This is a genomic window from Aeromicrobium sp. 50.2.37, from assembly GCF_024655735.1.
In the GTDB taxonomy this organism is placed as follows: domain Bacteria; phylum Actinomycetota; class Actinomycetes; order Propionibacteriales; family Nocardioidaceae; genus Aeromicrobium.
Map to the genome: position 1 here is coordinate 17708 of NZ_JANLGG010000025.1, position 21529 is coordinate 39236.

Sequence of the window (21529 nt, forward strand, 5' to 3'; positions counted from 1 at the left end):
CGCCCCCGCCCCGGGCTCGCGCAGGCGCGAGCCCGATCGATCATACGGACGGCCAGCTCCTCCGCTCGTCGGCGCGAGGCAGGGTCCAGGGCTACGACTCGCGCACCACGTGGGTGATGCCGAGCTCCTCCATCCAGGCCAGGTCCTCGTCCGACGACACCCCGAGCGCGACGGCGTCGGCCTCGAGCTTGGCGGCCAGCGTGGCGATCGACTCCACCAGCACCCGCCGGCTCGGGTCCTCGGCGAGGCCCCGGACGAGGGAGGCGTCGATGCGGATGACGTCGGGCGAGAGCAGCAGGATGTGGCGCAGGTCGGCCGCCCCGTCCCCGACCCGGTCCACCGCCACCCGGGCCCCCAGCAGACGCAGCGGCTGCAGCAGGCCGGTGAGCTCCTCGTAGTCGTCGATCTTCTCGTCGACGTCGAACCGGAGCATGAGGCGCGAGGGCGGCATGGCCGAGATCAGCGCCTGGAACGCCGGGTCACGGAGCGCCTCGGCCGACAACGAGGTGCTGACCACCGGGGCGGTCGAGTCCTCCACCGCGGCGAGCGTCTGCGTCAGGACCGAGAGCTCCAGCTCGACCCCTCGACCCAGCTCGCGGGCCTCGGCGAGCCGGCGCCGGAAGGGCACACCGTCGCCGAACCGGGCGACCGCCTCCTGCCCCACCACGGCGCCGGTCGCGACCTCGACCACGGGCAGCAGGTCGATCCTGGTCCCGACGTCGAGCGCCTCGTCGACCGTGGCGGCGAGGTCGCGCAACCTGCCGTCGACCTCCTCCTCCACCTCGATCAGCCGCATGATCAGCACCGCCGTGGCCCGCAGGACCTCCGCCTGGGCGGGTGAGAGGTCGGGGCGTGGCTCCCGCGAGAAGGCGCAGAGCGTGCCGAACAGCTCGCCGCTGCGGCGCGTCATCGGCACACCCACGTAGGCGCCGATGCCCAGGTAGGAGGTGTGGAACGCGTCGACGGTGAGGGGCTCGAGCGACGTGTCGGGGACGACCTCCTCGAGCCTCCCGCCCGTGATCATCTCGCAGTACGTGCCCTCGTACGGCTCGCTGAAGCCGATCTCGATGGGCAGGTCGACGTCGGAGACGAGGGCCCGGAAGGTGCGGCGGTCACCCTCGATCTCGCTGATGAAGGCGACGTTGAGACCCAGCTCGCGGCGCACCAGCTCCACCATGGACGTCGCCGCCGTCCGTGCATCCGATCGTGTCTCGCTCACACACCACGCCCATCCGTGCCCCGAACCGTGCCGCCCATCATCGCAGGTGCGGGCTCCACGAGGTCAACTGCGGACGAACCGCTCCACAGGACCTGCTGCACCCGCACCACGGCGTCGCGGTCGAGCGGCCCGCGCACGTGCGGGAAGAGCACGTCGTCCCCCACCCCCGGCGGCGGCACCGGGACGGCGGCCTCGCGCACGACGGGAGCCCGGAGCCGGGACTCGTCGAGGTGCAGCACCAGCAGCGGGCGCTGCGCGTCGGAGTAGAACGCCGTGGCGACCGCCAGCGTCGTGGCCACGTCGGGCGAGCAGTGCACGAAGCCCTCGGCCTCCAACGACGCCGGCGCGTAGGGGCGGTCGGGCTCGGCCGTCCAGTCGGAGGCGGGAACCAGGTGCAGGAGGCCGGTGGGAGCGGTGTCGTCGACTGCGGTCACGAGGACATCGGACCACGACCAGCGGTCCGGAGGGAATGTCGGGCCGGCCCCGACGCTTGACGTGGGCATGAAGAACATCGGCTTCCTCTCCTTCGGGCACTGGTCGGACTCGCCGCACTCGGCCACGCGCAGCGCCTCCGACGTGCTCCACCAGTCGATCGAGCTGGCCGAGGCCGTGGAGGACCTCGGTGGCGACGGGGCCTACTACCGCGTGCACCACTTCGCCCAGCAGCTCGCGTCCCCCTTCCCGCTGCTGGCCGCCGTCGGCGCGCGGACGAGTCGGATCGAGATCGGCACCGGCGTCATCGACATGCGCTACGAGAACCCGCTCTACATGGCGGAGACCGCGGGAGCGGCCGACCTCATCAGCGACGGCCGGCTCCAGCTCGGCATCAGCCGCGGATCACCGGAGCAGGTGATCGACGGCTACCGCTACTTCGGCTACGCGCCGAGCGAGGGCCAGAGCGACGCCGACCTCGCGCGCCAGCACACGCAGGTCCTCCTGCACGTGCTGGAGGGCGAGGGCTTCGCCGAGCCGAACCCGCGACCGATGTTCCCCAACCCGCCGGGGCTGCTGCGGCCCGAGCCGCACTCCCCCGGTCTGCGCGACCGCATCTGGTGGGGCGCCGGGAGTCGGGCGACCGCCGAGTGGACGGCGCAGCAGGGCATGAACCTCATGAGCTCCACGCTCCTCACCGAGGACACCGGGGTGCCGTTCCACGAGCTGCAGGCCGAGCAGATCCAGCGGTTCCGCGACGCATGGACGGAGGCAGGACACGACCGCGAGCCGCGCGTGTCGGTGAGCCGCAGCATCTTCGCCCTCGTCGACGACCGTGACCGTGCGTACTTCGGCGGCTCGGGCGGGGACGACCAGGTCGGCTACATCGACGGTGGCCGCGCACGGTTCGGCAAGACCTACGCCGCCGAGCCGGACCAGCTGGTGGAGCAGCTGCGCGAGGACTCCGCGGTCGCCGCCGCGGACACCCTGCTGCTCACGGTGCCCAACCAGCTGGGTGTGGAGTACAACGCCCACGTGGTCGAGAGCATCCTGAAGCACGTCGCACCCGAGCTCGGCTGGCGCTGACCGCCGCGGGGCGGGTGCGCGCGGGCGCTGGGGCACGGCTCTGTTCGCGCCGATGTGCTGCCTGAGGTCAGGCCCCTCCTGCGGGTGCGCGGTCGGCAGCGCACCGAACCGCCGCTGCGTCTCCTCGGCTGGTCTGTCACTCGCTGCTGCGTCGCTGTGGTGTCGCGTGGACCTGCGCTCCGAAAGGGCCCCGACCGGCGGGAGGGTCCGGGTCGAGCGAGCACGCGGGGCGCGGCTCGGGGCGGCGCAAGGTCCTGCGTTCGTGCACGGCAGCTCGAACAACTCTGCGTTCGGGGCGGGATCCGGTCGTGGACGCAGAATCCTCGAGCCTTCCGCGCACGAAGGCAGAATCGTCCGTCCCTCAGCGGTGTCTGCCTGGTGCGGTGGTCAGCGATTCTCCCTCTTCGTGGGACGGTCCACGAGAAGGGAGAACCACTGCCCGAAGACCCCTGCTCCGGTCGAGGCCACTCTCGGAGATCGATCCGGCTGCAGCAGGAAGCGGAAGCCCGGCCGAACGATGCACGCGCAGACCACGCACGGCCGCACGACGCATGGTCGGTGTGGGTCCGGTGCGCGCAGGACCGTGCAGATGGGAGACTCGTGTCTCGATGAGCCCAGCCGACGAGAACGTGCCGCCCACCGAGCCCGACGTCCCCGAGCTGCCCGCGCCGTGGGTCGCCCGTGTCCCCACCTACGGGGACGTGGAGGCCCTCGTGGCCCTGCGCCACCTCGACGAGCTCCAGGGCACGGGCGAGGCGCACGTGGACCCGGCCGGCATCGAGAACGAGGTCGCCGGACAGGCGTCGTGGACCCGACGCCAGCTCGTCGCGGTGGGTGACGACGACGTGCCGCGGGCCTGGATCACGGTGCACGACCGCGCGGCGGGGCGTGCGCTCGTGTGGGGCTACTTCGACCGCGACGTCGCCGAGGTCGACGAGATCGCCCGCGTCCTCTACGCCTGGGCCGAGGACGTCGCGATCCTCATGGCACGGATCCGCGGCATCACCGAGACCCGGCTCGACGAGAGCCCGTTCGGCGGCGACACCCGGCAGGCGGGTTGGCTGCGCGACGCGGGGTACGCCAAGCGCCGCACCTGGCTGCACATGGAGCGTCCGGTCACGCCGGAGGACGCGGAGCTCCAGCCCCGCGAGGGCGTGCTCGTGCGCACCGTCGAGAAGCACGAGAACGGGTTCCCGGTGGCCGCGGACCTGCAGACCGTGCACCACATGCTCGAGACGTCGTTCGAGGACCACTTCAACAACTACCGCGAGTCGTTCCCGGAGTTCGTCCAGCGCATGCGCGAGGAGCCCGGCCACCGCTGGGACCAGTGGTGGCTGGCCTACGTCACCGACGACGACGGCGAGCAGGTGCCCGCCGGCACCGTGGTCTGCTCCGTGCTGCCCGGCAAGGACGGCGGGCCCGAGGGCTCGTACGTCGAGTACATCGGCGTCAACCGGCACGCGCGCGGACGCGGCGTCGCGAAGTCGCTGCTCGCGGCCGTCATCAGCGACGCCGCCCGTCGCGGTCGCAACCGCGTCGGCCTCGAGGTCGACGACGACTCCCCCACGTCGGCCGACCAGCTCTACCTGTCGCTCGGCTGGGAGACCGACTACGTGACCGACTCGTGGTTCAAGGACCTCACGCTGGAGTGAGACCACCGGGCGGATCGGCTTGCGTCCCGCCGCGACGTCCGTAGCGTCGACGGTGCAAGCACCTGCACCCGACGCAAGGGAGTCACCCATGCCCACACGCTCCGCACGCACCGCCTGGGACGGCGGCTTCGAGGACGGCTCCGGCCAGGTCGAGCTGACCAGCTCGGGCCTCGGGACGTTCGAGATGTCATTCCCGAAGCGCTCGTCCGAGGACGGCGGCGGCGCCACCAACCCCGAGGAGCTCCTCGGGGCGGCGCACTCGTCCTGCTACACCATGCAGCTGACCGCGCTGCTGGGCCAGAAGGGCGCGACCGTCCACACCATCGAGACCAAGGCCGACGTCTCGCTCGGCAAGGACGAGTCCGACGGAGGCTTCAAGATCACGAAGATCGCCCTCACCGTCCGCGGCGAGGTGGACGGCGTCGACGAGGCCGGCTTCCTGGAGGCCGCCGAGGCCGCCAAGGTCGGCTGCCCCATCAGCAAGGCCCTCGCGTCGGTCGAGGACATCACGCTCGACGCCGCGCTGGAGAGCTGACCGGCCGGAGTCAGCCGCGCACGGCGGCGGCCGCGTCCTCGAAGCGTTCGGGGGCGTAGCCGTCGCCGCTGTCCGGTCCCGGACCACGTCCGGCCCCTCCCGGTCCCTCTCCGAGCGCCTCCGACGGGTCGACCAGCCGCACCTCGTGGCCGTCGAGGTGCAGTCGCCGGATCCCCTCCAGCAGCATCCGCCGGGCCACGTCGTTGACCCGGTGCACGCGCTCGAGGTCGAGCACGACGAGTCCGTCGCCCTCCGGCTCCTCGGTCAGGCTGCGCAGCACCCGTTCGGCCTCGACGAACCTCAGGTCGCCGGCCACCTCGTGCACCGCCACGCCGGAGGCATCGACGTACCGACGCACGACCGAGCGCGCCGCCTCGGAGACCTCCATCAGGTGCAGACCCATGTCGCGCGAGAGCCGCTCGAACACCCTCACGCCCCGGGCGCTGTTGCCGTGACGGTCGAGCCGAGGCGAGAAGACCGCGATGCCCACCTGCCCGGGCAGCACCCCGATGAGCCCGCCGGCCACCCCGCTCTTGGCCGGGATCCCGACCGTCGTCAGCCAGTCCCCCGCGGCGTCGTACATGCCGCAGGTCGCCATGACGCTCAGGACCTGACGGCTCACCTGGGGATCGAGCAGCTGCGCCCCGTCCGGTCCACGCCCCTGCGCCGCGAGCACCGCGGCCATGCGAGCGAGGTCGGAGACCGTCACCGAGACCGAGCACTGACGGGTGTAGCCGCGGACCACGTCGGGTGCGTCCGCCTCCAGCGTCCCCACCGTGCGCAGCATGTACGCGATCGCCAGGTTGCGGTCGGCCGTCTCGAGCTCGGAGGTGAAGACCGCCTCGTCCACGTCGAGGTCGCGCCCGGCCAGCCGGGAGTAGAGCGCGAGGATCCGCGTGAAGCGCTCGTCCGCGTCGTCACCCTCCACGAGGGCGTGCGCGGCGATGGCGCCGGCGTTGATCATCGGGTTGCGCGGCCGCCCCGTGGAGGGCTCGAGCGAGATCTCGTTGAACGCGTCGCCGGAGGGCTCCACGTCGATCGTCCGCAGCACCCCGTCGAGACCTTGGTCCGCGATCGCGAGCGCGTACGTGAACGGCTTGGAGATGGACTGGATGGAGAACGTCGACCCGGCGTCACCGGCGGTCCACACCGTCCCGTCGAGCGTGGACACCGCGATGGCCAGACGATCGGGGTCGGCCTGGGCGAGCTCGGGGATGTAGTCGGCGACGGCACCGTCGTCGGCGTCGCACTCGCCGAGCACCTGCTCGAGGTAGTCGGGAACGGGTGTCCTCATGACGCGATGCTGCCACGGCCGCGGGCGTCGGCGGCCACCCCGGTGCGCCGCGACCGATCCGCGCGCCTCTAGCGTCGGGGGCGTCGGGGAGGAGCCTCGGCACGACCGGGAGGCAGCCCCATGCACGCACCCAAGACCACCGCCGTGACGACGTCGCACGACGCGGACCGCACCTTCACAGCCCTCGTCGAGACGGTCGAGTCCGGCTCCTACACCCTCACCACGCGCGACGACGCGTCGCGCACCATCGCGTTCACGAGCGGCAAGACCGCCTTCTCCTGGGGTCACGAGTACCTGGCCACCGTGACCCCGGCGGCCAGCGGCGCGAACCTCGAGGTCGTCGCCGGTGGGCTCGACGACAAGCCCAAGGCCCTCCTCGACGGCCGCAAGAACGTGAAGGCGGGGGCCAAGGTCGTCGAGGCCGTGAAGGCCGCGCTCGGCCACTGACGCAGATCGGCGGAGCCCGCTCGAGGGGCCGTGATGTCCGTGCGCGGTGCCACGATGACCCCGTGCGCCAGTCCCTCGCTCCCTACCGCCTTCGGTCGCAGCGACTCGTGGGAACCCGCCTGGCCGACCCGGTCGCGGTCGTGCGCCACCTCGGCGCCGTGCAGTCGCAGGAGCACACCACGGTGCCGTGGAGCATCGGACGGCGGTGCGGCGCCACGCTGGCCCAGGTGCTCGACGACCTCGACGTCGGCCGGGTCGTGCGGACCCACGCCCTGCGCACGACCTGGCACCACGTGCATCTCGACGACCTCCCGCTCGTCGTGGCCGCCACGGGCGACCGCGTGATGGCCCAGGTCGTCCCGCACGTCCGCCGTCAGGGTGTCGACGAGGCGACCCTCGTGGCCTCGAGCGAGGTGGTCGCCGCCGCGGTCCGGGAGACGCCGGGGTGCACCCGCGACCTCATCGCCGACCGGCTCGCGGCCGCGGGCCTTCCCGCCCGGGGCGACGTCCTGGCCCACGTGGTCATGGCAGCGGAGCTGCGCGGGGAGATCGCCGGTCGTCGCGACCCCGGGACCCAGCACCGGTACCACCCCGTCGCCCTGGCCCCCTCGGCCCTCGACGCCCAGGCGGCCCGCGCGTGGTTGGCCGCCACCTACGTGCGCGGCCACGGCCCGGCCGGTGCCGCCGATCTCGCCTGGTGGTCCAGCCTCACGCTCACGCAGGCGCGGCGCGCCCTCGTCGACGCGGGACTGCACGAGGTCGAGGTCGCGGGTCGCGCGCTGTGGGCCGACGTCGACGCCGGCACCCTCGAGTCCGAGCGCGTCGACGTCCCGCCGGTGATGCTGCTCGCGAACTTCGACGAGCTGATCTCCCACGCGCGCGACGGCGACCTGCGAGCCGAGGTGGGTCCCCGCTACGACGACGTCCTGGGCGGGGTCGGGATCCTGGTCCTCGACGGTCGCCTCGCCGGGAGCTGGAACCGCTCGGGGGGCGCGGGTCGGCTCGACGTCACGGTGCGGACCGACGCGTCCCTGTCGCCGCGACACCGGTCGGCCCTCGACGAGGAGGCGCAGGCTCTCGCCACCTTCAGCGGGCTCGCCGAGGCCCACGTCACGGTGTCCTGAGCCTGCGCCGAGCACCGTCTCGAGTCTCGCGAGACGCTGCGCCGTCGACGTCGCCGTGGCACGGTGAGAGCACGGCTCCGCGGTGGTCGAACCGGGCGTTCGTCGTCGGACCCTCCGCGCTACCCTGGAGCCGCACCGTGTCCAGTGCGCAGGGAACCAACCGGAAGAGGCGATCGAGGCCGTGGCCGAGTCCTCACATGACCCGTCAACCCCCGATTTCGGGACGAACCAGTGGCTCGTCGAGGAGATGTTCGACCAGTACCGGGCCGACCCCTCCTCCGTCGACCAGACCTGGGTGACGTTCTTCGAGGAGGGCGACGGAGCCGCGCTGGCCTCGAGCAACGGCAGCGCCCCGTCGGCGAACGGCAGCACGGCCACGAAGGCCGAGCCCACAGCCACGAAGCCTGAGCCCGCGGCCACGAAGTCCGAGCCCGCCACGAAGGCGCAGCCCGCCGCCGAGAAGTCCGAGCCCGCGACCAAGAAGGCCGAGCCCGCCACGAAGGCGCAGCCCGCCGCCGAGAAGCCCGAGCCCGCCCAGAAGGCCGAGCCCGCGAAGAAGGCGCAGCCCGCCGCCAGGAAGGCCGAGCCGAAGGCAGCGGCGTCCGCGGCGCCCACCCCGTCCGGTCCGGGCGAGGTGCAGCGCGTCCCGCTCAAGGGCGCGCCCGCGCGCACCGCGGCCAACATGGACGCGAGCCTGGAGGTCCCCACCGCCACGAGCGTGCGCTCCGTCCCGGTCAAGCTCCTCTTCGACAACCGCATCGTCATCAACAATCACCTCGCCCGGGCCCGCGGCGGCAAGGTCTCCTTCACCCACCTCATCGGCTACGCCGTGGTCAAGGCCATCGCGGCCATGCCCGAGATGAACACCGGCTACGACGTCGACGAGAAGGGCAAGCCGGTCCAGCTCAAGCCCGAGCACGTCAACTTCGGCCTGGCCATCGACACCAAGAACGCCAAGGGCGAGCGCCAGCTGCTCGTGCCGTCGATCAAGGCCGCCCAGAACATGAGCTTCGCCCAGTTCTGGCAGGCCTACGAGGCCATGGTCAAGAAGGCCCGCGACGGCAAGCTCGAGGTCTCCGACTTCCTGGGCACCACCGTCAGCCTCACCAACCCCGGCGGCATCGGCACCAACCACTCCGTGCCGCGGCTCATGAAGGGCCAGGGCGTCATCGTCGGCGTCGGCTCCATGGAGTACCCGCCGGAGTTCCAGGGTGCGTCCGAGCACACCATCGCGAACCTGGCCGTCAGCAAGATGATGACGCTCACGTCGACCTACGACCACCGCGTCATCCAGGGCGCGCAGTCCGGCGAGTTCCTGCGTCGCATCCACCAGATGCTGCTGGGCGAGGACGGCTTCTACGACGAGATCTTCCGCGCGCTGCGCATCCCGTACGAGCCGATCCGCTGGGCCCAGGACATCGCCGTCAGCCACGACGACGAGGTCCACCGCCAGGCCCGCGTGCTCGAGCTCATCCACGCCTTCCGCGTGCGCGGCCACCTCATGGCCGACACCAACCCGCTGGAGTACCGCCAGCGCAGCCACCCGGACCTCGACACCGCGTCGCACGGGCTCACGCTGTGGGACCTCGACCGCGAGTTCGCCACCGGCTCCTTCGCGAGCGGCAGCGGCAAGCGGTTCATGAAGCTGCGCGAGATCCTCGGCGTGCTGCGCGACTCCTACTGCCGCTCCATCGGCCTGGAGTACATGCACATCCAGGACCCGGGCGAGCGCCAGTGGCTCCAGGACCGCATCGAGGTCGGGCACACCAAGCCCCCGCGCGAGGAGCAGCTGCGCATCCTGCTCAAGCTGAACCAGGCCGAGGCCTTCGAGACGTTCCTGCAGACGAAGTTCGTCGGGCAGAAGCGCTTCAGCCTCGAGGGTGGCGAGACCACGATCCCGCTGCTCGACGAGATCTGCGAGGAGGCAGCCGCCGACGGACTCGAGGAGGTCTGCATCGGCATGGCCCACCGCGGTCGCCTCAACGTCCTCGTGAACATCGCCGGCAAGAGCCCCGGCACGGTCTTCCGCGAGTTCGAGGGCAACATCGACCCGCGCACCGTGCAGGGCTCCGGCGACGTCAAGTACCACCTGGGCGTCGAGGGCGAGTTCCGCTCCGAGCACGGCGACACGATCAAGGTCTCCGTCGCGGCCAACCCCTCGCACCTCGAGGTCGTCGACCCCGTGCTGGAGGGCATCACCCGCGCCAAGCAGGACCGTCTCAACCGTGGTGCCGAGTTCCCGGTCCTGCCGGTGCTCGTCCACGGCGACGCCGCGTTCGCCGGCCAGGGCGTCGTGGCCGAGACGCTCAACCTCTCGCAGCTGCGCGGCTACCGCACCGGCGGCACGATCCACGTGATCGTGAACAACCAGGTCGGCTTCACCACCAGCCCGTCGTCGTCGCGCTCCTCCACGTACTGCACCGACGTCGCCCGCATGGTCCAGGCGCCGATCTTCCACGTCAACGGCGACGACCCGGAGGCGTGCATCCGCGTCGCCGACCTCGCCTACGAGTACCGCAAGACGTTCAACAAGGACGTCGTGATCGACCTCGTCTGCTACCGCCGTCGCGGCCACAACGAGGGCGACGACCCCTCGTTCACCCAGCCGCTGATGTACGACACGATCAACGCCAAGAAGTCGGTGCGCAAGCTCTACACCGAGGCGCTGGTCGGTCGTGGCGACATCACGATCGAGGAGGCCGAGGCGGCCCTGGCCGACTACCAGTCGCAGCTGGAGCGCAACTTCGCCGACGTCAAGGAGGCGTCCTCGGGCGAGCTGGAGTACACGCGTACGCCCGACTACCCCGAGAAGCCCGAGCAGGAGGGCGCGCTCGAGACCGCGATCTCGCCGGAGACCATGAAGGCGATCTCGTCGGCCTACACCTCGGTCCCCGAGGGGTTCACGGTGCACCCGAAGGTGCTGCCGCAGCTCCAGCGACGCGCGCAGTCCATCGAGACCGGCCCCATCGACTGGGGCACCGGCGAGATCCTCGCCATGGGCTCGCTGCTGCTCGACGGGCGCCCCGTGCGCCTCGCCGGCCAGGACTCGCGCCGCGGCACCTTCTCGTCGCGCTTCGCCACGATCATCGACCGCAACGACGCGAGCGAGTGGACCCCGCTGGCCCACGTCGGCGACGAGCAGGCGACGTTCTACATCTACGACTCGCTGCTCAGCGAGTACGCCGCGCTCGGCTTCGAGTACGGCTACTCGGTGGCCCGTCCCGAGGCGCTCACCATGTGGGAGGCGCAGTTCGGCGACTTCGTCAACGGCGCCCAGTCGGTCATCGACGAGTACATCTCCTCCGGCGAGACCAAGTGGGGCCAGAAGTCGGGCGTCGTGCTGCTGCTGCCGCACGGCTACGAGGGGCAGGGCCCGGACCACTCGTCGGCTCGCATCGAGCGCTTCCTGCAGCTTGCCGCGAACGACGAGATGACGATCGCCCAGCCGTCCACGTCGGCGTCGTACTTCCACCTGCTGCGCCGTCACACGCTCGAGGGTCAGCACCGCCCGCTCATCGTGTTCACGCCCAAGCAGCTGCTGCGCCGCAAGTCCGCGGCCTCGCAGCCGGACGAGTTCACGTCGGGCCAGTGGCGCCCGGTCATCGGCGACGACGCGGTGGACGCCGAGAACGTCGACACCGTGCTGCTGTGCTCGGGCCGCGTCGCGCACGACCTGTTCGAGGAGCGCGCCAAGCGCGAGGGCGACAACCCGACCACGGCGATCGTGCGGCTCGAGCAGCTGTACCCGCGTCCGGTGGAGCAGATCAAGTCCGAGCTCGCCCGGTTCAGCGGCCTCAAGGCCGTGCGCTGGGTGCAGGACGAGCCGGCCAACCAGGGCCCGTGGCCCGACGCGGCGCTGCACTACCCCGAGGCCGTCGCGTCCGGCTCGCTCACGGTCGTCTCGCGTCCGGCGTCGTCCACGACGGCGGTCGGCTCGAAGGCACGGCACGACGTCGAGCAGCGCGAGCTCATGGACGCCGCGTTCGCCTGACCCGCACTTCGACAGGCTCAGCAACCGTACTTCGACAGGCTCAGCAACCGTGTACTTCACCGATCGAGGCATCGAGGAGCTGGCGGCCCGCCGCGGCGAGGAGGACGTGTCCTTCGCGTGGCTGGCCGACCGGCTCGTCGAGTTCGTCGACCTGCACCCCGACTTCGAGGTGCCGGTCGAGCGGCTGGCGACCTGGCTGGCCCGCCTCGACGACGACGAGGACTGAGCGCGACGTGTCGGTGCGGGCTGCCAGACTGAGCCCGTGAGGTTCGACCAGCCACCCGTGGTGCGCGTGCGGCCCGAGCGTCGCGGCGACGGTCCTCCCCTCGAGCCCTGGCTCCTCGACGTCCCCGCGGTGCAGCAGGTGCTGCGCGACGGGCTCGACCTCGCGCCCGGCGTCACGTTCCTCGTGGGCGAGAACGGGGCCGGCAAGTCCACGCTCGTCGAGGCGGTCGCCATGGCCTACGGTCTGTCCCCCGAGGGCGGGAGCACGCAGGGCTGGCACCGCACCCGACCGACCGAGTCCGCGCTGCACGGCGAGCTGACGCTCCAGCGCGGCATCGGGACCGGCAGCTGGGGGTTCTTCCTGCGGGCCGAGACCATGCACGGCTGGTACACGTACCAGGAGGGCGTCGGCGGTCACGACCTGCACGCCATGAGCCACGGCGAGTCCTTCCTCGAGGTGCTGCGCCGACGCTTCGACTCCCCCGGCTTCTACTGCCTCGACGAGCCCGAGGCCGCGCTGTCGTTCTCCTCCAGCCTCACGCTGCTGCGCACCCTCCACGACATCGCCGAGGGCGGGGGACAGGTGCTGTGCGCGACCCACTCGCCGATCGTCGCCTCGCTGCCCGGCGCGCTGGTGCTCGAGGTGGGTCCGTGGGGACTGCGCGAGACGACGTGGGACGACCTCGACCTGGTGCACCACTGGCGTGCCTACCTCGCCGCCCCCGGGCGGTACCTGCGCCACGTCCTGGCCGACGACGACGATGAGTGAGTCGCCGGCGGTCTCGCGCACGCGGCGGCTGCTGACCGCCAACCCGTTCCTCACCGCGACGGCCGCCCTCGCGCTGCTCACGTGCGTACTCGTCCCGCCGAGCCGGGAGTACCTGGACTACCCGGAGTACCGCACCCTGGTCTGCCTGTGGTGCTTCCTCACCGTCATCGGCGCGCTCGACCGCACCCACCTGGTCACGGCCGCGGCCCAGGGCGTGGTGGCCGTCCTGCGCACCCGACGCGCGCTCGTCCTCGGTCTGGTCCTGCTCACGATGGTCGCCTCGATGCTGATCACGAACGACATGGCGCTGCTGACCCTCCTGCCGCTCAGCCAGCTGGCCCTGCGCGCCACCGGCGACGATCGCCACCTGGCCTACGTCTTCGTCCTGCAGACGGTGGCCGCGAACCTCGGTGGCATGATCACGCCGTTCGGCAGCCCGCAGAACCTCTTCCTCTACCAGTACTTCCACCTGTCCGTCGGCCAGCTGGTCGGCGTCATGGTCTGGCCGTTCGTAGTGTCCCTGGTGCTGGTGGTGGGCGCCTGCCTGCTGGTGCCGAACGCCCCGATCTCGCCCGTCACCGAACGCACGTCGGTCCGTTGGCGCCCCGCCGCCGTGCACCTCGTCCTCTTCGTCGTGGCCGTCGCGATCGTCGTCCGAGCGCTCCCCGTCTGGGCGGGCCTCGTCGTCGTAGCGGTCGTCGCGGTCCTCGACGTCCGCGCGCTGCGCTCGGTCGACTACGGCCTCCTGGCCACGTTCGTGCTGTTCTTCGTCTTCGCCGGCAACCTCGAGCGGGTCCCCCAGGCCAGCGGCTTCCTGCAGGACCTGCTGCAGGAGCACGTGCTGCTCTGGGGCGTGGCCGGCAGCCAGCTCGTCTCCAACGTCCCCACGGCCCTGCTGTTCGCACCGTTCACCGATGACTGGCGTGCCCTGCTGCTGGGCGTGAACATCGGCGGCGTCGGCACGATCGTGGCCTCGCTGGCCAGCCTGATCACGCTGCGCCGCTACCAGCAGCTCCGGCCCGAGGGCACGCGCGCCTTCCTCGGCCTGTTCACCGTGGTCAACGTGCTGTTCCTCGTGCTGCTGCTGGGTGCCACGGGTCTCCTGCTCGCCGCAGGGGTCCTCTGAGCCGACCCGGCGCCAGGGTCAGAGCGTCAGGACGATCTTGCCGAACACGTCGCCGTCGACCACGCGCTGCAGGCCCTGGGCCGCGTCCGCCATGGGGATCTCGCTGTCGATGAGCGGACGGGTGCCGGTCACGTCCATGAACTGGGCCAGGGCGTGCAGCTCGTCGCGCGTCCCCATCGTCGAGCCGTGCACGCGCATCTGCTGGAAGAAGATGCGGGTCAGCTCGGCCGCCTTCGGCGCGTCACCCGACGTGGCACCGGAGATGACGATCGTGCCGCCCGGTCGCATCGACTTGACCGAGTGCGACCACGTGGCGGCACCGACCGTCTCCATGACCGCGTCGACCTTGGCGGGCAGGCGCGCACCGGACTCGAACACCTCGTGGGCGCCGATCTCGAGCGCCTTGGCGCGCTTGTCCTCGTCACGACTCGTGGCGAAGACCCGGAACCCGGCCGCGCGGGCCAGCGTGATCAGGGCGGTGGCCACCCCGCCGCCCGCCCCCTGGACGAGGACGGTGTCGCCCTGCTTGAGACCGGACTGCGTGAACAGCATCCGGTAGGCCGTCAGCCACGCCGTCGGCAGGCACGCGGCCTCGGCGAAGGACAGACCCGCGGGCTTCGGCACCACGTTGCGCGCGGGCACGGCCACCTTCGCGGCGAAGGTGCCCTGGTGGCGCTCGGACAGCAACGACCGCTTGGGGTCGAGCGTCTCGTCGCCCCGCCACGACGGGTCGCTGATGACGGCGTGCACGAGGACCTCGTTGCCGTCCTCGTCGAGCCCCGCGGCGTCGCAGCCGAGGATCATCGGCAACGACTCCTCGCGCAGGCCGACGCCCCGCAGGCTCCACACGTCGTGGTGGTTGATCGACGCGGCCTTGACCGTGACGGTCGTCCAGCCCTCGGGGACCTCGGGGTCGGGACGCTCCCCCACCACGAGCCCGTCGAGCGGGTTCTCCGGGTTGATCTGACCTGCGTAGACGGCGAACATGCGACTCCTCGGGGTGGGCTGATCAGTACGGACGGCGGGCGAGGCCCTCGCGACGGGCCGTCTCGGTGACGGCTCGGGTCACCACGTCGGCGACGCGCGGGTCGAACGGCGACGGGATGACGTAGGACTCGCTCAGGTCGTCACCGACGAGGTCGGCGATGGCGTGGGCGGCCGCGAGCTTCATGCCCTCGGAGATCGCCGTGGCACGGACGGCCAGGGCACCCCGGAAGATGCCCGGGAAGACGAGCACGTTGTTGATCTGGTTCGGGAAGTCCGACCGCCCGGTGGCCACGACCCGAGCGTGCCGGTGGGCGACGTCGGGGTGGACCTCGGGGTTGGGGTTCGCCATAGCGAACACGATGGCGTCCGGCGCCATCCGGGCGACGTCCTCCTCGGGGATCGTGCCGCCCGAGACGCCGATGAACACGTCGGCCTTCTCGAGCGCGTCGCCGACCGTGCCCGGGCGGGCCCAGTCGGCCGTCTGCTCGGCCAGCACCTGCTTGACGCTGTTCAGGTCGTCGCGGCCGGGGTGGATGACGCCCTGGCGGTCGACGACGCTGATCCGGTGCACCCCGGCCGACCGCAGGATCTGCGTGATGGCGACGCCGGCGGCTCCCGCACCGGAGATCACGACCTTCACGTCCTGCATGTCGCGGTCGGTGAGGCGGACCGCGTTGATGAGCGCCGCCAGGGTCACGACGGCGGTGCCGTGCTGGTCGTCGTGGAAGACCGGGATGTCCAGCTGCTCGATCAGGCGACGCTCGATCTCGAAGCATCGCGGGCTCGAGATGTCCTCGAGGTTGATCCCGCCGAACGTCGGGGCCAGCCGCACGACCGTCTCGACGATCTCGTCGACGTCGGTGGTCGCCAGCGCCACGGGGATCGCGTCGACCCCGCCGAACTGCTTGAACAGCACGGCCTTGCCCTCCATGACGGGCATGGAGGCAGCCGGGCCGATGTCACCGAGCCCGAGCACCGCCGTGCCGTCGGTGACCACGGCCACCGTGTTCGAGACCCAGGTGTAGTCGTGGGCCATGTCGGGGTCGGCCGCGATCGCCTCGCACACCCGGGCGACGCCGGGCGTGTAGGACAGCGACAGGTCGTCGGCGTCGCGCAGCGGCACGGTCGACGCCACCTGCATCTTCCCGCCACGGTGCAGCGCGAAGACCGGGTCGTCGGGATCGAACGCCTCGAACGGCGTGCTGGTGTCGGGGGCGACCATGGCGGTTGTCTTCTCTTTCGAAGGGGGCAGGATCTCGCGGAACGAGCGTCGACGCGGCCCGCGACCGGTAGGTGCACGGCGGGCCCGCGGACGCGGGGAGACGGCAGGTGATGCCCGCCGACGAGTCTCTCACACGGGGTCGTGGCCACCGAGCGCCTGGGTGACCGGTGGCGACACGAGGCAGCCGAGCGCGACCAGGGCGCCGACGGCCATGGTCGGGGTGATCCATGCCGCGTCACCCCGGAAGTTGAAGGAGAGCACGAGGCACAGCAGCTGGGAGAAGACCAGGAAGCCCCGCGGCCAGGTCTGCCCCGCCAGGATCCGCACCACCGCGACCAGGAGAAGCGCCCCGAAGGCCCCCAGGAACCCGGCGGTGCTCACGCCCAGACCCACCCGGTCGGCCTCGACGGACCGCAGCTCGAGCGCGGCGATCACCAGCAGGCCGAGCGCCTGCGCGCAGACCACGACTCCGGCGACGACCAGCAGCGTCCTGGCCCTGCCGTGCGGCACGGCGGAGGTCTGCCCGGGCGACGACGCCGACGGCTCGTCCGCGGGTGAGGGATCGGGGTTCGACGTCACGGCACCAGCGTAGGACCAGCACCCCTGACCGCCCCGCGCAGGCAACTGGTATGACCTGTGTGACTGACCCGACACGGACCCGCCGCGCTATCCCTTGTGCCCAGAGGTTTTTGTTGAAACGATGAAGTGAACGCGCGCGCCGGCCTCGCCGGCGTTTTCGTGTGTTCGCACTCACACAAGGGAAGGAGCTGTCGTCATGGACTGGCGCCACCACAGCGCATGTCTCGATGAAGACCCCGAGCTCTTCTTCCCCATCGGCAACACCGGCCCCGCGATCCTGCAGATCGAGGAGGCGAAGGTCGTCTGTCGCCGCTGCGACGTCCGTGAGCAGTGCCTGCAGTGGGCACTGGAGTCCGGTCAGGACCATGGCGTCTGGGGAGGCATGAGCGAGGACGAGCGTCGTGCCCTCAAGCGTCGCAACGCGAGGGCACGCATCCGCACCGCCTGAAGTCGTTCCGCGCAGCACGCGTCCGAACCCCGTACCCGCGTCGGGTACGGGGTTCTCGGCGTCCGGGGCCCGAACGTGGCTCCCGAGCCGGCCCGACTGGCGTGGGACGATCCAGCGGGCTGCTTCCGCCCGCGACCCGCAGCCGTCGGTCAGAGCGAGATGCTGATGGTCACCGTGGCGCCGCGGCCGGACCGTGACTCGAAGCCCAGCGTGCCGCCCAGCTCGGACTCGACCAGCGTGGACACGATCGACAGGCCGAGGCTGCGCGACGGGTCGAAGTCGGCCGGCAGTCCGGTCCCGTCGTCGCTGACCCGCATCCTCACCCGCTCCCGGATCCGGTTCACCGCGACCGTCACCCGCCCCGCCCCGCCCGGGAAGGCGTGCTCCGCCGCGTTCTGCACCAGCTCGGTCAGCACCATCGCCAAGGGGGTCGCGACCTCCGCCGGCAGCAGGCCGAAGCTCCCGATTCGCTCCGCGCGGACCTGGGGCCCGCCGACGTCGAGCACCGAGCGCAGCAGACGGTCGGCGATGTCGTCGAAGGCCACCGTCTCCTCGAAGCCCTGGCTCAACGTCTCGTGCACCAAGGCGATCGACCCCACCCGGCGAACGGCCTCGTCGAGCGCTGCCCGCGCCTCGGGCACGTCCATGCGTCGCGCCTGCAGGCGCAGCAGCGCCGCGACCGTCTGGAGGTTGTTCTTCACCCGGTGGTGGATCTCGCGGATCGTCGCCTCCTTGGAGACGAGCTGCTTCTCCCGCAGCCGCAGCTCGGTGACGTCGCGCAGCAGGACCACCGCCCCATCACGACCCGCCCCATCACGACCCGCAGCCCTGGTCCGCCCGGGCGCGGTCAGCGGGATCACACGGAGCAGGAGCGTGGCCTCGGCCCCCGAGACCTCGGCCTCGGCCGGCGACGATCCCCCCAGGGCCGCGGCGGTGCTCAGGTCCGTGGGCGTGCGCCCCACGCACGCTGCCGTGACCTCCGCGAGGTCCGCACCCTGGAGGGCCCCGGTCAGGCCGAGACGACGGTACGCCGAGTGCGCGTTCGGGCTGGCGTACTGCACCGTGCCGTCCGCTGCGGTGCGGATGAACCCGTCACCCACCCGCCACGCGTCGGCCAGCTCGGACCGGGCCCCCGGCGTCGGGAACTCCCCCCGCCCGATCATGGAGACGACGGTGTCGGCCGCGGCTCGGTAGGTGACCTCCAGCTGGCTCGTGGCCCGCGCACCACCCCCGCTGCGCAGCGCCAGGACCGCGATCGTGCGCTCCTCTCGCCGGACCGGGACCACGCGCACGAGCACACCGTCGGCCACTGCGGTGTCGTCATCGTCCTGCGCGCCCTGCCCGGCCAGCACCCGGGCCGCCGCCGGTGACCGCTCCCCGGGCACGAACGTCCCCGTGACGTCCTCCAGCAGCGTCGTCGCCACCGTCGTGGGACGGATCTGGGCCACGGCCCACAGGCCCTTGGACTCCGCGTCCGGCACCCACAGCACGAGGTCGCCGAAGGAGAGGTCGGCCAGGATCTGCCAGTCCGCCACCAGGGCCTGGATCCACGCGACGTCGTCCGGCCCCAGGGTCGTCTGTGACCGGATGATGTCGTCGAGGGTCGGCACCCGCCCAGCCTATCGACGGCTGCGGGCCCGCCGTCCCGTCCGCCGGTCGCCGTCCGACGTCTGGCACGATGAAGGAGATGTCCGAGGCCTACTGGCAGTCCGTCATGAAGACCGGCATGCAGGTGCCGCTCGACCGCTCCCTCGACGAGTCCACCGTGGAGCTCGTCGAGATGCTCGGTCACCCCAACCCGCGGCTGCGCGAGGACCTCGCCTACCCGCTGCTCACCACCTGGATCGCCACCGGCGTGTACGACGGCCTGCTCGCCGGTCTGGGCGACGGGGTCGCGCCCGGGCTGCGGTACGGCCTCGGCCACGACGGCGACGTCTCCGTCATCCGCCGGTCCTACAGCGCCCTCATGCTCGCCGAGATCATCGGGCGGGACAACGACGAGCACCTGCTCCCCGCCACGACCGTCCTGGGGTGGGGCGACCTCGCCACCAGCTGGTACGTCCGCGAGCTCGACCACCGCGGCTGGATCCCCGAGCAGGGGTGGGCCCACGCGGTCGCCCACGGAGCCGACCTGCTCGCGGCCCTCGCCCGTTCCCGCCACTTCGGCCGTCTCGAGCTGACCGTCCTGCTCGACGTCATCGCCGACCGCGTGCTCACCCCCACCGCCTACGGCTGGCGCCACGGCGAGGACGACCGGCTCGCCTACGCCGTCATGACCCTCCTGCACCGCAACGCGCTCGACCCCGGCATCGTCGAGCCCTGGCTCGCCCGGCTCGGCGCCGGCATCAAGGCACCGCGGACCCGCGGTCACCTCGACGATGAGTGGCCCTCCCCGACCGCCAAGAACGCGTCGTCGTTCCTGCGCGCCCTCCACCTCCAGCTGGCCCTCGGCGTGCAGGGGCGTGCCGACCTGCGCGGCGACGCCGAGCTGTTCGCCGAGCAGCCGGCCCACCGGGCCGACCTCCTGCTGGCCGTGCTCGACCAGATCCGCGGGGAGAGCCCCTGGCTCTACCGCCCCACCACCCGGGCCCGTCCCGTCGACGGCCCGGCGGGCGACACCCCCGTGCAGTAGCGTGCGCCGCATGTCACAGAACGACGACACCGCAGGGGCCCCCACCGAGACCGGGAACGACCAGAGCGCCGACGACGTGCGCTCCGCGCCCAGCGCCGACGAAGTGCGCTCCGCGCATGGGGGCGTCCACGCGCTCGAGGTCGCCCGCGCCCACGGCGTCCAGGCCATGTTCACCCTCTCCGGCGCCCACGTGTTCCCGATGTACGACGCCGCGGTCACCGCCGCCGACCCGATGCCCATCATCGACGTCCGCCACGAGCCCACCGCCGTGTTCGCCGCCGAGGCCGTCGGCAAGCTCACCCGCACCCCCGGCCTGGCCGTGCTGACGGCAGGGCCCGGCGTCACCAACGGCGTCAGCCCGGTCGCCCAGGCCCACTTCGCCGGCTCGCCCCTGGTCGTCATCGGAGGACGCGCGCCGGAGGCCCGCTGGGGCATGGGCACCCTCCAGGAGCTGGACCACCCGCCGATCTTCGAGACGGTCTCCACCTGGGCCTCCACCGCCCGGACCGTCGGCGACATCGCCCCCACCGTCCACGAGGCCTTCACCCGCGCCGGGTCCTCGCACCGCGGCCCCACCTTCGTCGACGTCCCGATGGACGAGTTCTTCAACTCCGGCCCCGTCGCGGCGCAGACCGGGCTCCAGCGGCCCCGGCTCGATCCCGACACCGACGACCTCACCCGCGTCGGTCGCCTCCTGCAGGAGGCGCGTCGCCCCGTCCTCGTGCTCGGCACCGACGTCTGGGCCGACGGTGCCGAGGACACGGCTCAGCGCTTCGCCGCCGAGACCGGCATCCCCGTCATCGCCAACGGCATGGGTCGCGGCATCCTGCCCGGCGGGCACCGCCAGCTCGTCACGAAGGCCCGATCGGCGGCCTTCAGCGGCGCCGACCTCGTCGTCGTCGCCGGGACCCCGCTCGACTTCCGCCTCGGCTACGGCGTGTTCGGCGGCAAGGACGGCGCCACCCCGGCCCGCGTGGTCCACCTCGCCGACTCCCCCGCCCAGCTGTCCACGCACGCCACGCTGGCCGCCTCCGCCTCGGGCGACCTCACCGCCGTCCTCGACGGCATCCTGGCAGCCCTCCAGGCCGCCTCCGGTGCGCGCCCGGACTGGACGCCCTGGCTGAGCGAGCTGCAGGACGTCGTGGCCGCTGCCGCCGCACGCGACGTCGACCTCCTCGGCTCGCAGAGCGACCCCATCCACCCCGCGCGCATCTACGGCGAGCTGCTCCCCCGCCTGGCCGACGACGCCGTGGTCATCGGCGACGGCGGTGACTTCGTGTCGTTCGCCGGCAAGTTCGTGGAGCCGCAGCGCCCCGGTGGCTGGCTCGACCCGGGACCGTACGGGTGCCTCGGCGCCGGCATGGGTGCGGCCATGGCCGCCCGCATCACGCGGCCCTCCAGCCAGGTGGTCGTGCTGTTCGGCGACGGCGCGGCCGGCATGTCGCTGATGGACGTCGACACCCTGGTGCGTCACGACCTGCCGGTCGTCATGGTCGTGGGCAACAACTCCGCCTGGGGGCTGGAGAAGAGCCCCATGCAGATGCTCTACGGCTACGACGTCGCCGCCGACCTCGCGCCGAACACGCGCTACGACCAGGTCGTCACGGCGCTCGGCGGTGGCGGCGAGATGGTCACCGACCCCGCCGAGATCGGTCCCGCGATCGACCGGGCGTTCGCGTCGGGCGTGCCCTACCTCGTCAACGTCATGACCGACGTGTCGGCGCAGTACCCCCGCACCACCCACGGGGTCTGAGGTCGGCG

General features: G+C 71.9%; 19 protein-coding genes. 12 read left to right on the forward strand and 7 right to left on the reverse strand.

Annotation, left to right across the window (positions count from 1 at the left end):
- Positions 1-91: 91 nt before the first annotated feature.
- Together NUV38_RS13490 and NUV38_RS13495 are read right to left on the reverse strand one after the other, a co-directional pair.
- A complete protein-coding gene (locus NUV38_RS13490) occupies positions 92-1219 on the reverse strand; it encodes an EAL domain-containing protein (RefSeq protein WP_374627183.1) in 1128 nt (375 codons plus the stop codon).
- A complete protein-coding gene (locus NUV38_RS13495) occupies positions 1216-1653 on the reverse strand; it encodes a DUF952 domain-containing protein (protein ID WP_257729617.1) in 438 nt (145 codons plus the stop codon). Before NUV38_RS13495 ends, NUV38_RS13490 begins: the two co-directional genes overlap by 4 nt.
- A gap of 67 nt (positions 1654-1720) precedes the next feature.
- Between NUV38_RS13495 and NUV38_RS13500 the strand changes: the two genes are divergently transcribed.
- From NUV38_RS13500 to NUV38_RS13510, 3 genes are all read left to right on the forward strand, one after another.
- Entirely contained in the window at positions 1721-2737 is a 1017-nt protein-coding gene (locus NUV38_RS13500) for an LLM class flavin-dependent oxidoreductase (RefSeq protein WP_257729618.1), read from the forward strand.
- A 608-nt stretch (positions 2738-3345) separates the two neighbouring features.
- A complete protein-coding gene (locus NUV38_RS13505; protein ID WP_257729619.1) occupies positions 3346-4389 on the forward strand; it encodes an N-acetyltransferase in 1044 nt (347 codons plus the stop codon).
- An 88-nt stretch (positions 4390-4477) separates the two neighbouring features.
- Positions 4478-4924 (forward strand): OsmC family peroxiredoxin, encoded by a 447-nt coding sequence (locus tag NUV38_RS13510; protein ID WP_257729620.1) that lies wholly within the window; start codon positions 4478-4480, stop codon positions 4922-4924.
- Between the two features lie 10 nt (positions 4925-4934).
- On the opposite strand, the gene NUV38_RS13515 is transcribed toward NUV38_RS13510, so the two are convergent.
- Positions 4935-6218 (reverse strand): glutaminase, encoded by a 1284-nt coding sequence (locus NUV38_RS13515; RefSeq protein WP_257729621.1) that lies wholly within the window; start codon positions 6216-6218, stop codon positions 4935-4937.
- Positions 6219-6338: 120 nt separating this feature from the next.
- Between NUV38_RS13515 and NUV38_RS13520 the strand changes: the two genes are divergently transcribed.
- From NUV38_RS13520 to NUV38_RS13545, 6 genes are all read left to right on the forward strand, one after another.
- On the forward strand, positions 6339-6665 hold the full coding sequence (locus NUV38_RS13520; RefSeq protein WP_257729622.1) for a hypothetical protein: 327 nt from the start codon (positions 6339-6341) through the stop codon (positions 6663-6665).
- A gap of 62 nt (positions 6666-6727) precedes the next feature.
- Positions 6728-7789 carry a winged helix DNA-binding domain-containing protein gene (locus NUV38_RS13525; RefSeq protein ID WP_257729623.1) on the forward strand — a complete coding sequence of 354 codons (1062 nt, stop codon included), beginning with the start codon at positions 6728-6730 and terminating at the stop codon, positions 7787-7789.
- 181 nt (positions 7790-7970) lie between these two features.
- A complete protein-coding gene (locus NUV38_RS13530; protein WP_257729624.1) occupies positions 7971-11780 on the forward strand; it encodes a multifunctional oxoglutarate decarboxylase/oxoglutarate dehydrogenase thiamine pyrophosphate-binding subunit/dihydrolipoyllysine-residue succinyltransferase subunit in 3810 nt (1269 codons plus the stop codon).
- A 49-nt stretch (positions 11781-11829) separates the two neighbouring features.
- The gene (locus tag NUV38_RS13535; protein WP_257729625.1) at positions 11830-12006 is read left to right on the forward strand and encodes a DUF6104 family protein; all 177 of its coding nucleotides are present in this window, start codon (positions 11830-11832) and stop codon (positions 12004-12006) included.
- A gap of 36 nt (positions 12007-12042) precedes the next feature.
- Positions 12043-12774, forward strand: a complete 732-nt coding sequence (locus NUV38_RS13540; RefSeq protein ID WP_257729626.1) for an AAA family ATPase — start codon at positions 12043-12045, stop codon at positions 12772-12774.
- Positions 12767-13900 carry an SLC13 family permease gene (locus NUV38_RS13545; RefSeq protein ID WP_257729627.1) on the forward strand — a complete coding sequence of 378 codons (1134 nt, stop codon included), beginning with the start codon at positions 12767-12769 and terminating at the stop codon, positions 13898-13900. The genes NUV38_RS13540 and NUV38_RS13545 overlap by 8 nt, the downstream gene beginning before the upstream one ends.
- Positions 13901-13918: 18 nt before the next feature.
- Here the strand turns inward: NUV38_RS13545 and NUV38_RS13550 are convergent, their stop codons facing one another.
- From NUV38_RS13550 to NUV38_RS13560, 3 genes are all read right to left on the reverse strand, one after another.
- On the reverse strand, positions 13919-14887 hold the full coding sequence (locus tag NUV38_RS13550; RefSeq protein ID WP_257729628.1) for a zinc-binding dehydrogenase: 969 nt from the start codon (positions 14885-14887) through the stop codon (positions 13919-13921).
- 22 nt (positions 14888-14909) lie between these two features.
- Entirely contained in the window at positions 14910-16109 is a 1200-nt protein-coding gene (locus NUV38_RS13555; RefSeq protein WP_257729629.1) for an NADP-dependent malic enzyme, read from the reverse strand.
- Positions 16110-16238: 129 nt separating this feature from the next.
- Positions 16239-16688, reverse strand: a complete 450-nt coding sequence (locus tag NUV38_RS13560; RefSeq protein ID WP_257729630.1) for a hypothetical protein — start codon at positions 16686-16688, stop codon at positions 16239-16241.
- 196 nt (positions 16689-16884) lie between these two features.
- On the opposite strand from NUV38_RS13560, the gene NUV38_RS13565 reads away from it, so the two are divergent.
- Positions 16885-17136 (forward strand): WhiB family transcriptional regulator, encoded by a 252-nt coding sequence (locus NUV38_RS13565; RefSeq protein WP_055966837.1) that lies wholly within the window; start codon positions 16885-16887, stop codon positions 17134-17136.
- 149 nt (positions 17137-17285) lie between these two features.
- On the opposite strand, the gene NUV38_RS13570 is transcribed toward NUV38_RS13565, so the two are convergent.
- Positions 17286-18746, reverse strand: coding sequence for a sensor histidine kinase (locus tag NUV38_RS13570; RefSeq protein ID WP_257729631.1), 1461 nt, complete (start codon positions 18744-18746; stop codon positions 17286-17288).
- Positions 18747-18823: 77 nt separating this feature from the next.
- On the opposite strand from NUV38_RS13570, the gene NUV38_RS13575 reads away from it, so the two are divergent.
- Together NUV38_RS13575 and NUV38_RS13580 are read left to right on the forward strand one after the other, a co-directional pair.
- The gene (locus NUV38_RS13575; protein ID WP_257729632.1) at positions 18824-19768 is read left to right on the forward strand and encodes a DUF2785 domain-containing protein; all 945 of its coding nucleotides are present in this window, start codon (positions 18824-18826) and stop codon (positions 19766-19768) included.
- A gap of 10 nt (positions 19769-19778) precedes the next feature.
- On the forward strand, positions 19779-21521 hold the full coding sequence (locus tag NUV38_RS13580) for an acetolactate synthase (protein ID WP_257729633.1): 1743 nt from the start codon (positions 19779-19781) through the stop codon (positions 21519-21521).
- The last annotated feature ends 8 nt before the right edge of the window (positions 21522-21529 follow it).

What these genes read in the sequence shown, in the direction of transcription:
- NUV38_RS13520 (WP_257729622.1), top strand. Translation starts at nt 6,339, where the DNA reads ATGCACGCACCCAAGACCACCGCCGTGACGACGTCGCACGACGCGGAC.
- NUV38_RS13545 (WP_257729627.1), top strand. Translation starts at nt 12,767, where the DNA reads ATGAGTGAGTCGCCGGCGGTCTCGCGCACGCGGCGGCTGCTGACCGCC.
- NUV38_RS13575 (WP_257729632.1), top strand. Translation starts at nt 18,824, where the DNA reads ATGTCCGAGGCCTACTGGCAGTCCGTCATGAAGACCGGCATGCAGGTG.
- NUV38_RS13555 (WP_257729629.1), bottom strand. Translation starts at nt 16,109, where the DNA reads ATGGTCGCCCCCGACACCAGCACGCCGTTCGAGGCGTTCGATCCCGAC.
- NUV38_RS13500 (WP_257729618.1), top strand. Translation starts at nt 1,721, where the DNA reads ATGAAGAACATCGGCTTCCTCTCCTTCGGGCACTGGTCGGACTCGCCG.
- NUV38_RS13515 (WP_257729621.1), bottom strand. Translation starts at nt 6,218, where the DNA reads ATGAGGACACCCGTTCCCGACTACCTCGAGCAGGTGCTCGGCGAGTGC.
- NUV38_RS13505 (WP_257729619.1), top strand. Translation starts at nt 3,346, where the DNA reads ATGAGCCCAGCCGACGAGAACGTGCCGCCCACCGAGCCCGACGTCCCC.
- NUV38_RS13550 (WP_257729628.1), bottom strand. Translation starts at nt 14,887, where the DNA reads ATGTTCGCCGTCTACGCAGGTCAGATCAACCCGGAGAACCCGCTCGAC.
- NUV38_RS13565 (WP_055966837.1), top strand. Translation starts at nt 16,885, where the DNA reads ATGGACTGGCGCCACCACAGCGCATGTCTCGATGAAGACCCCGAGCTC.
- NUV38_RS13510 (WP_257729620.1), top strand. Translation starts at nt 4,478, where the DNA reads ATGCCCACACGCTCCGCACGCACCGCCTGGGACGGCGGCTTCGAGGAC.
- NUV38_RS13580 (WP_257729633.1), top strand. Translation starts at nt 19,779, where the DNA reads ATGTCACAGAACGACGACACCGCAGGGGCCCCCACCGAGACCGGGAAC.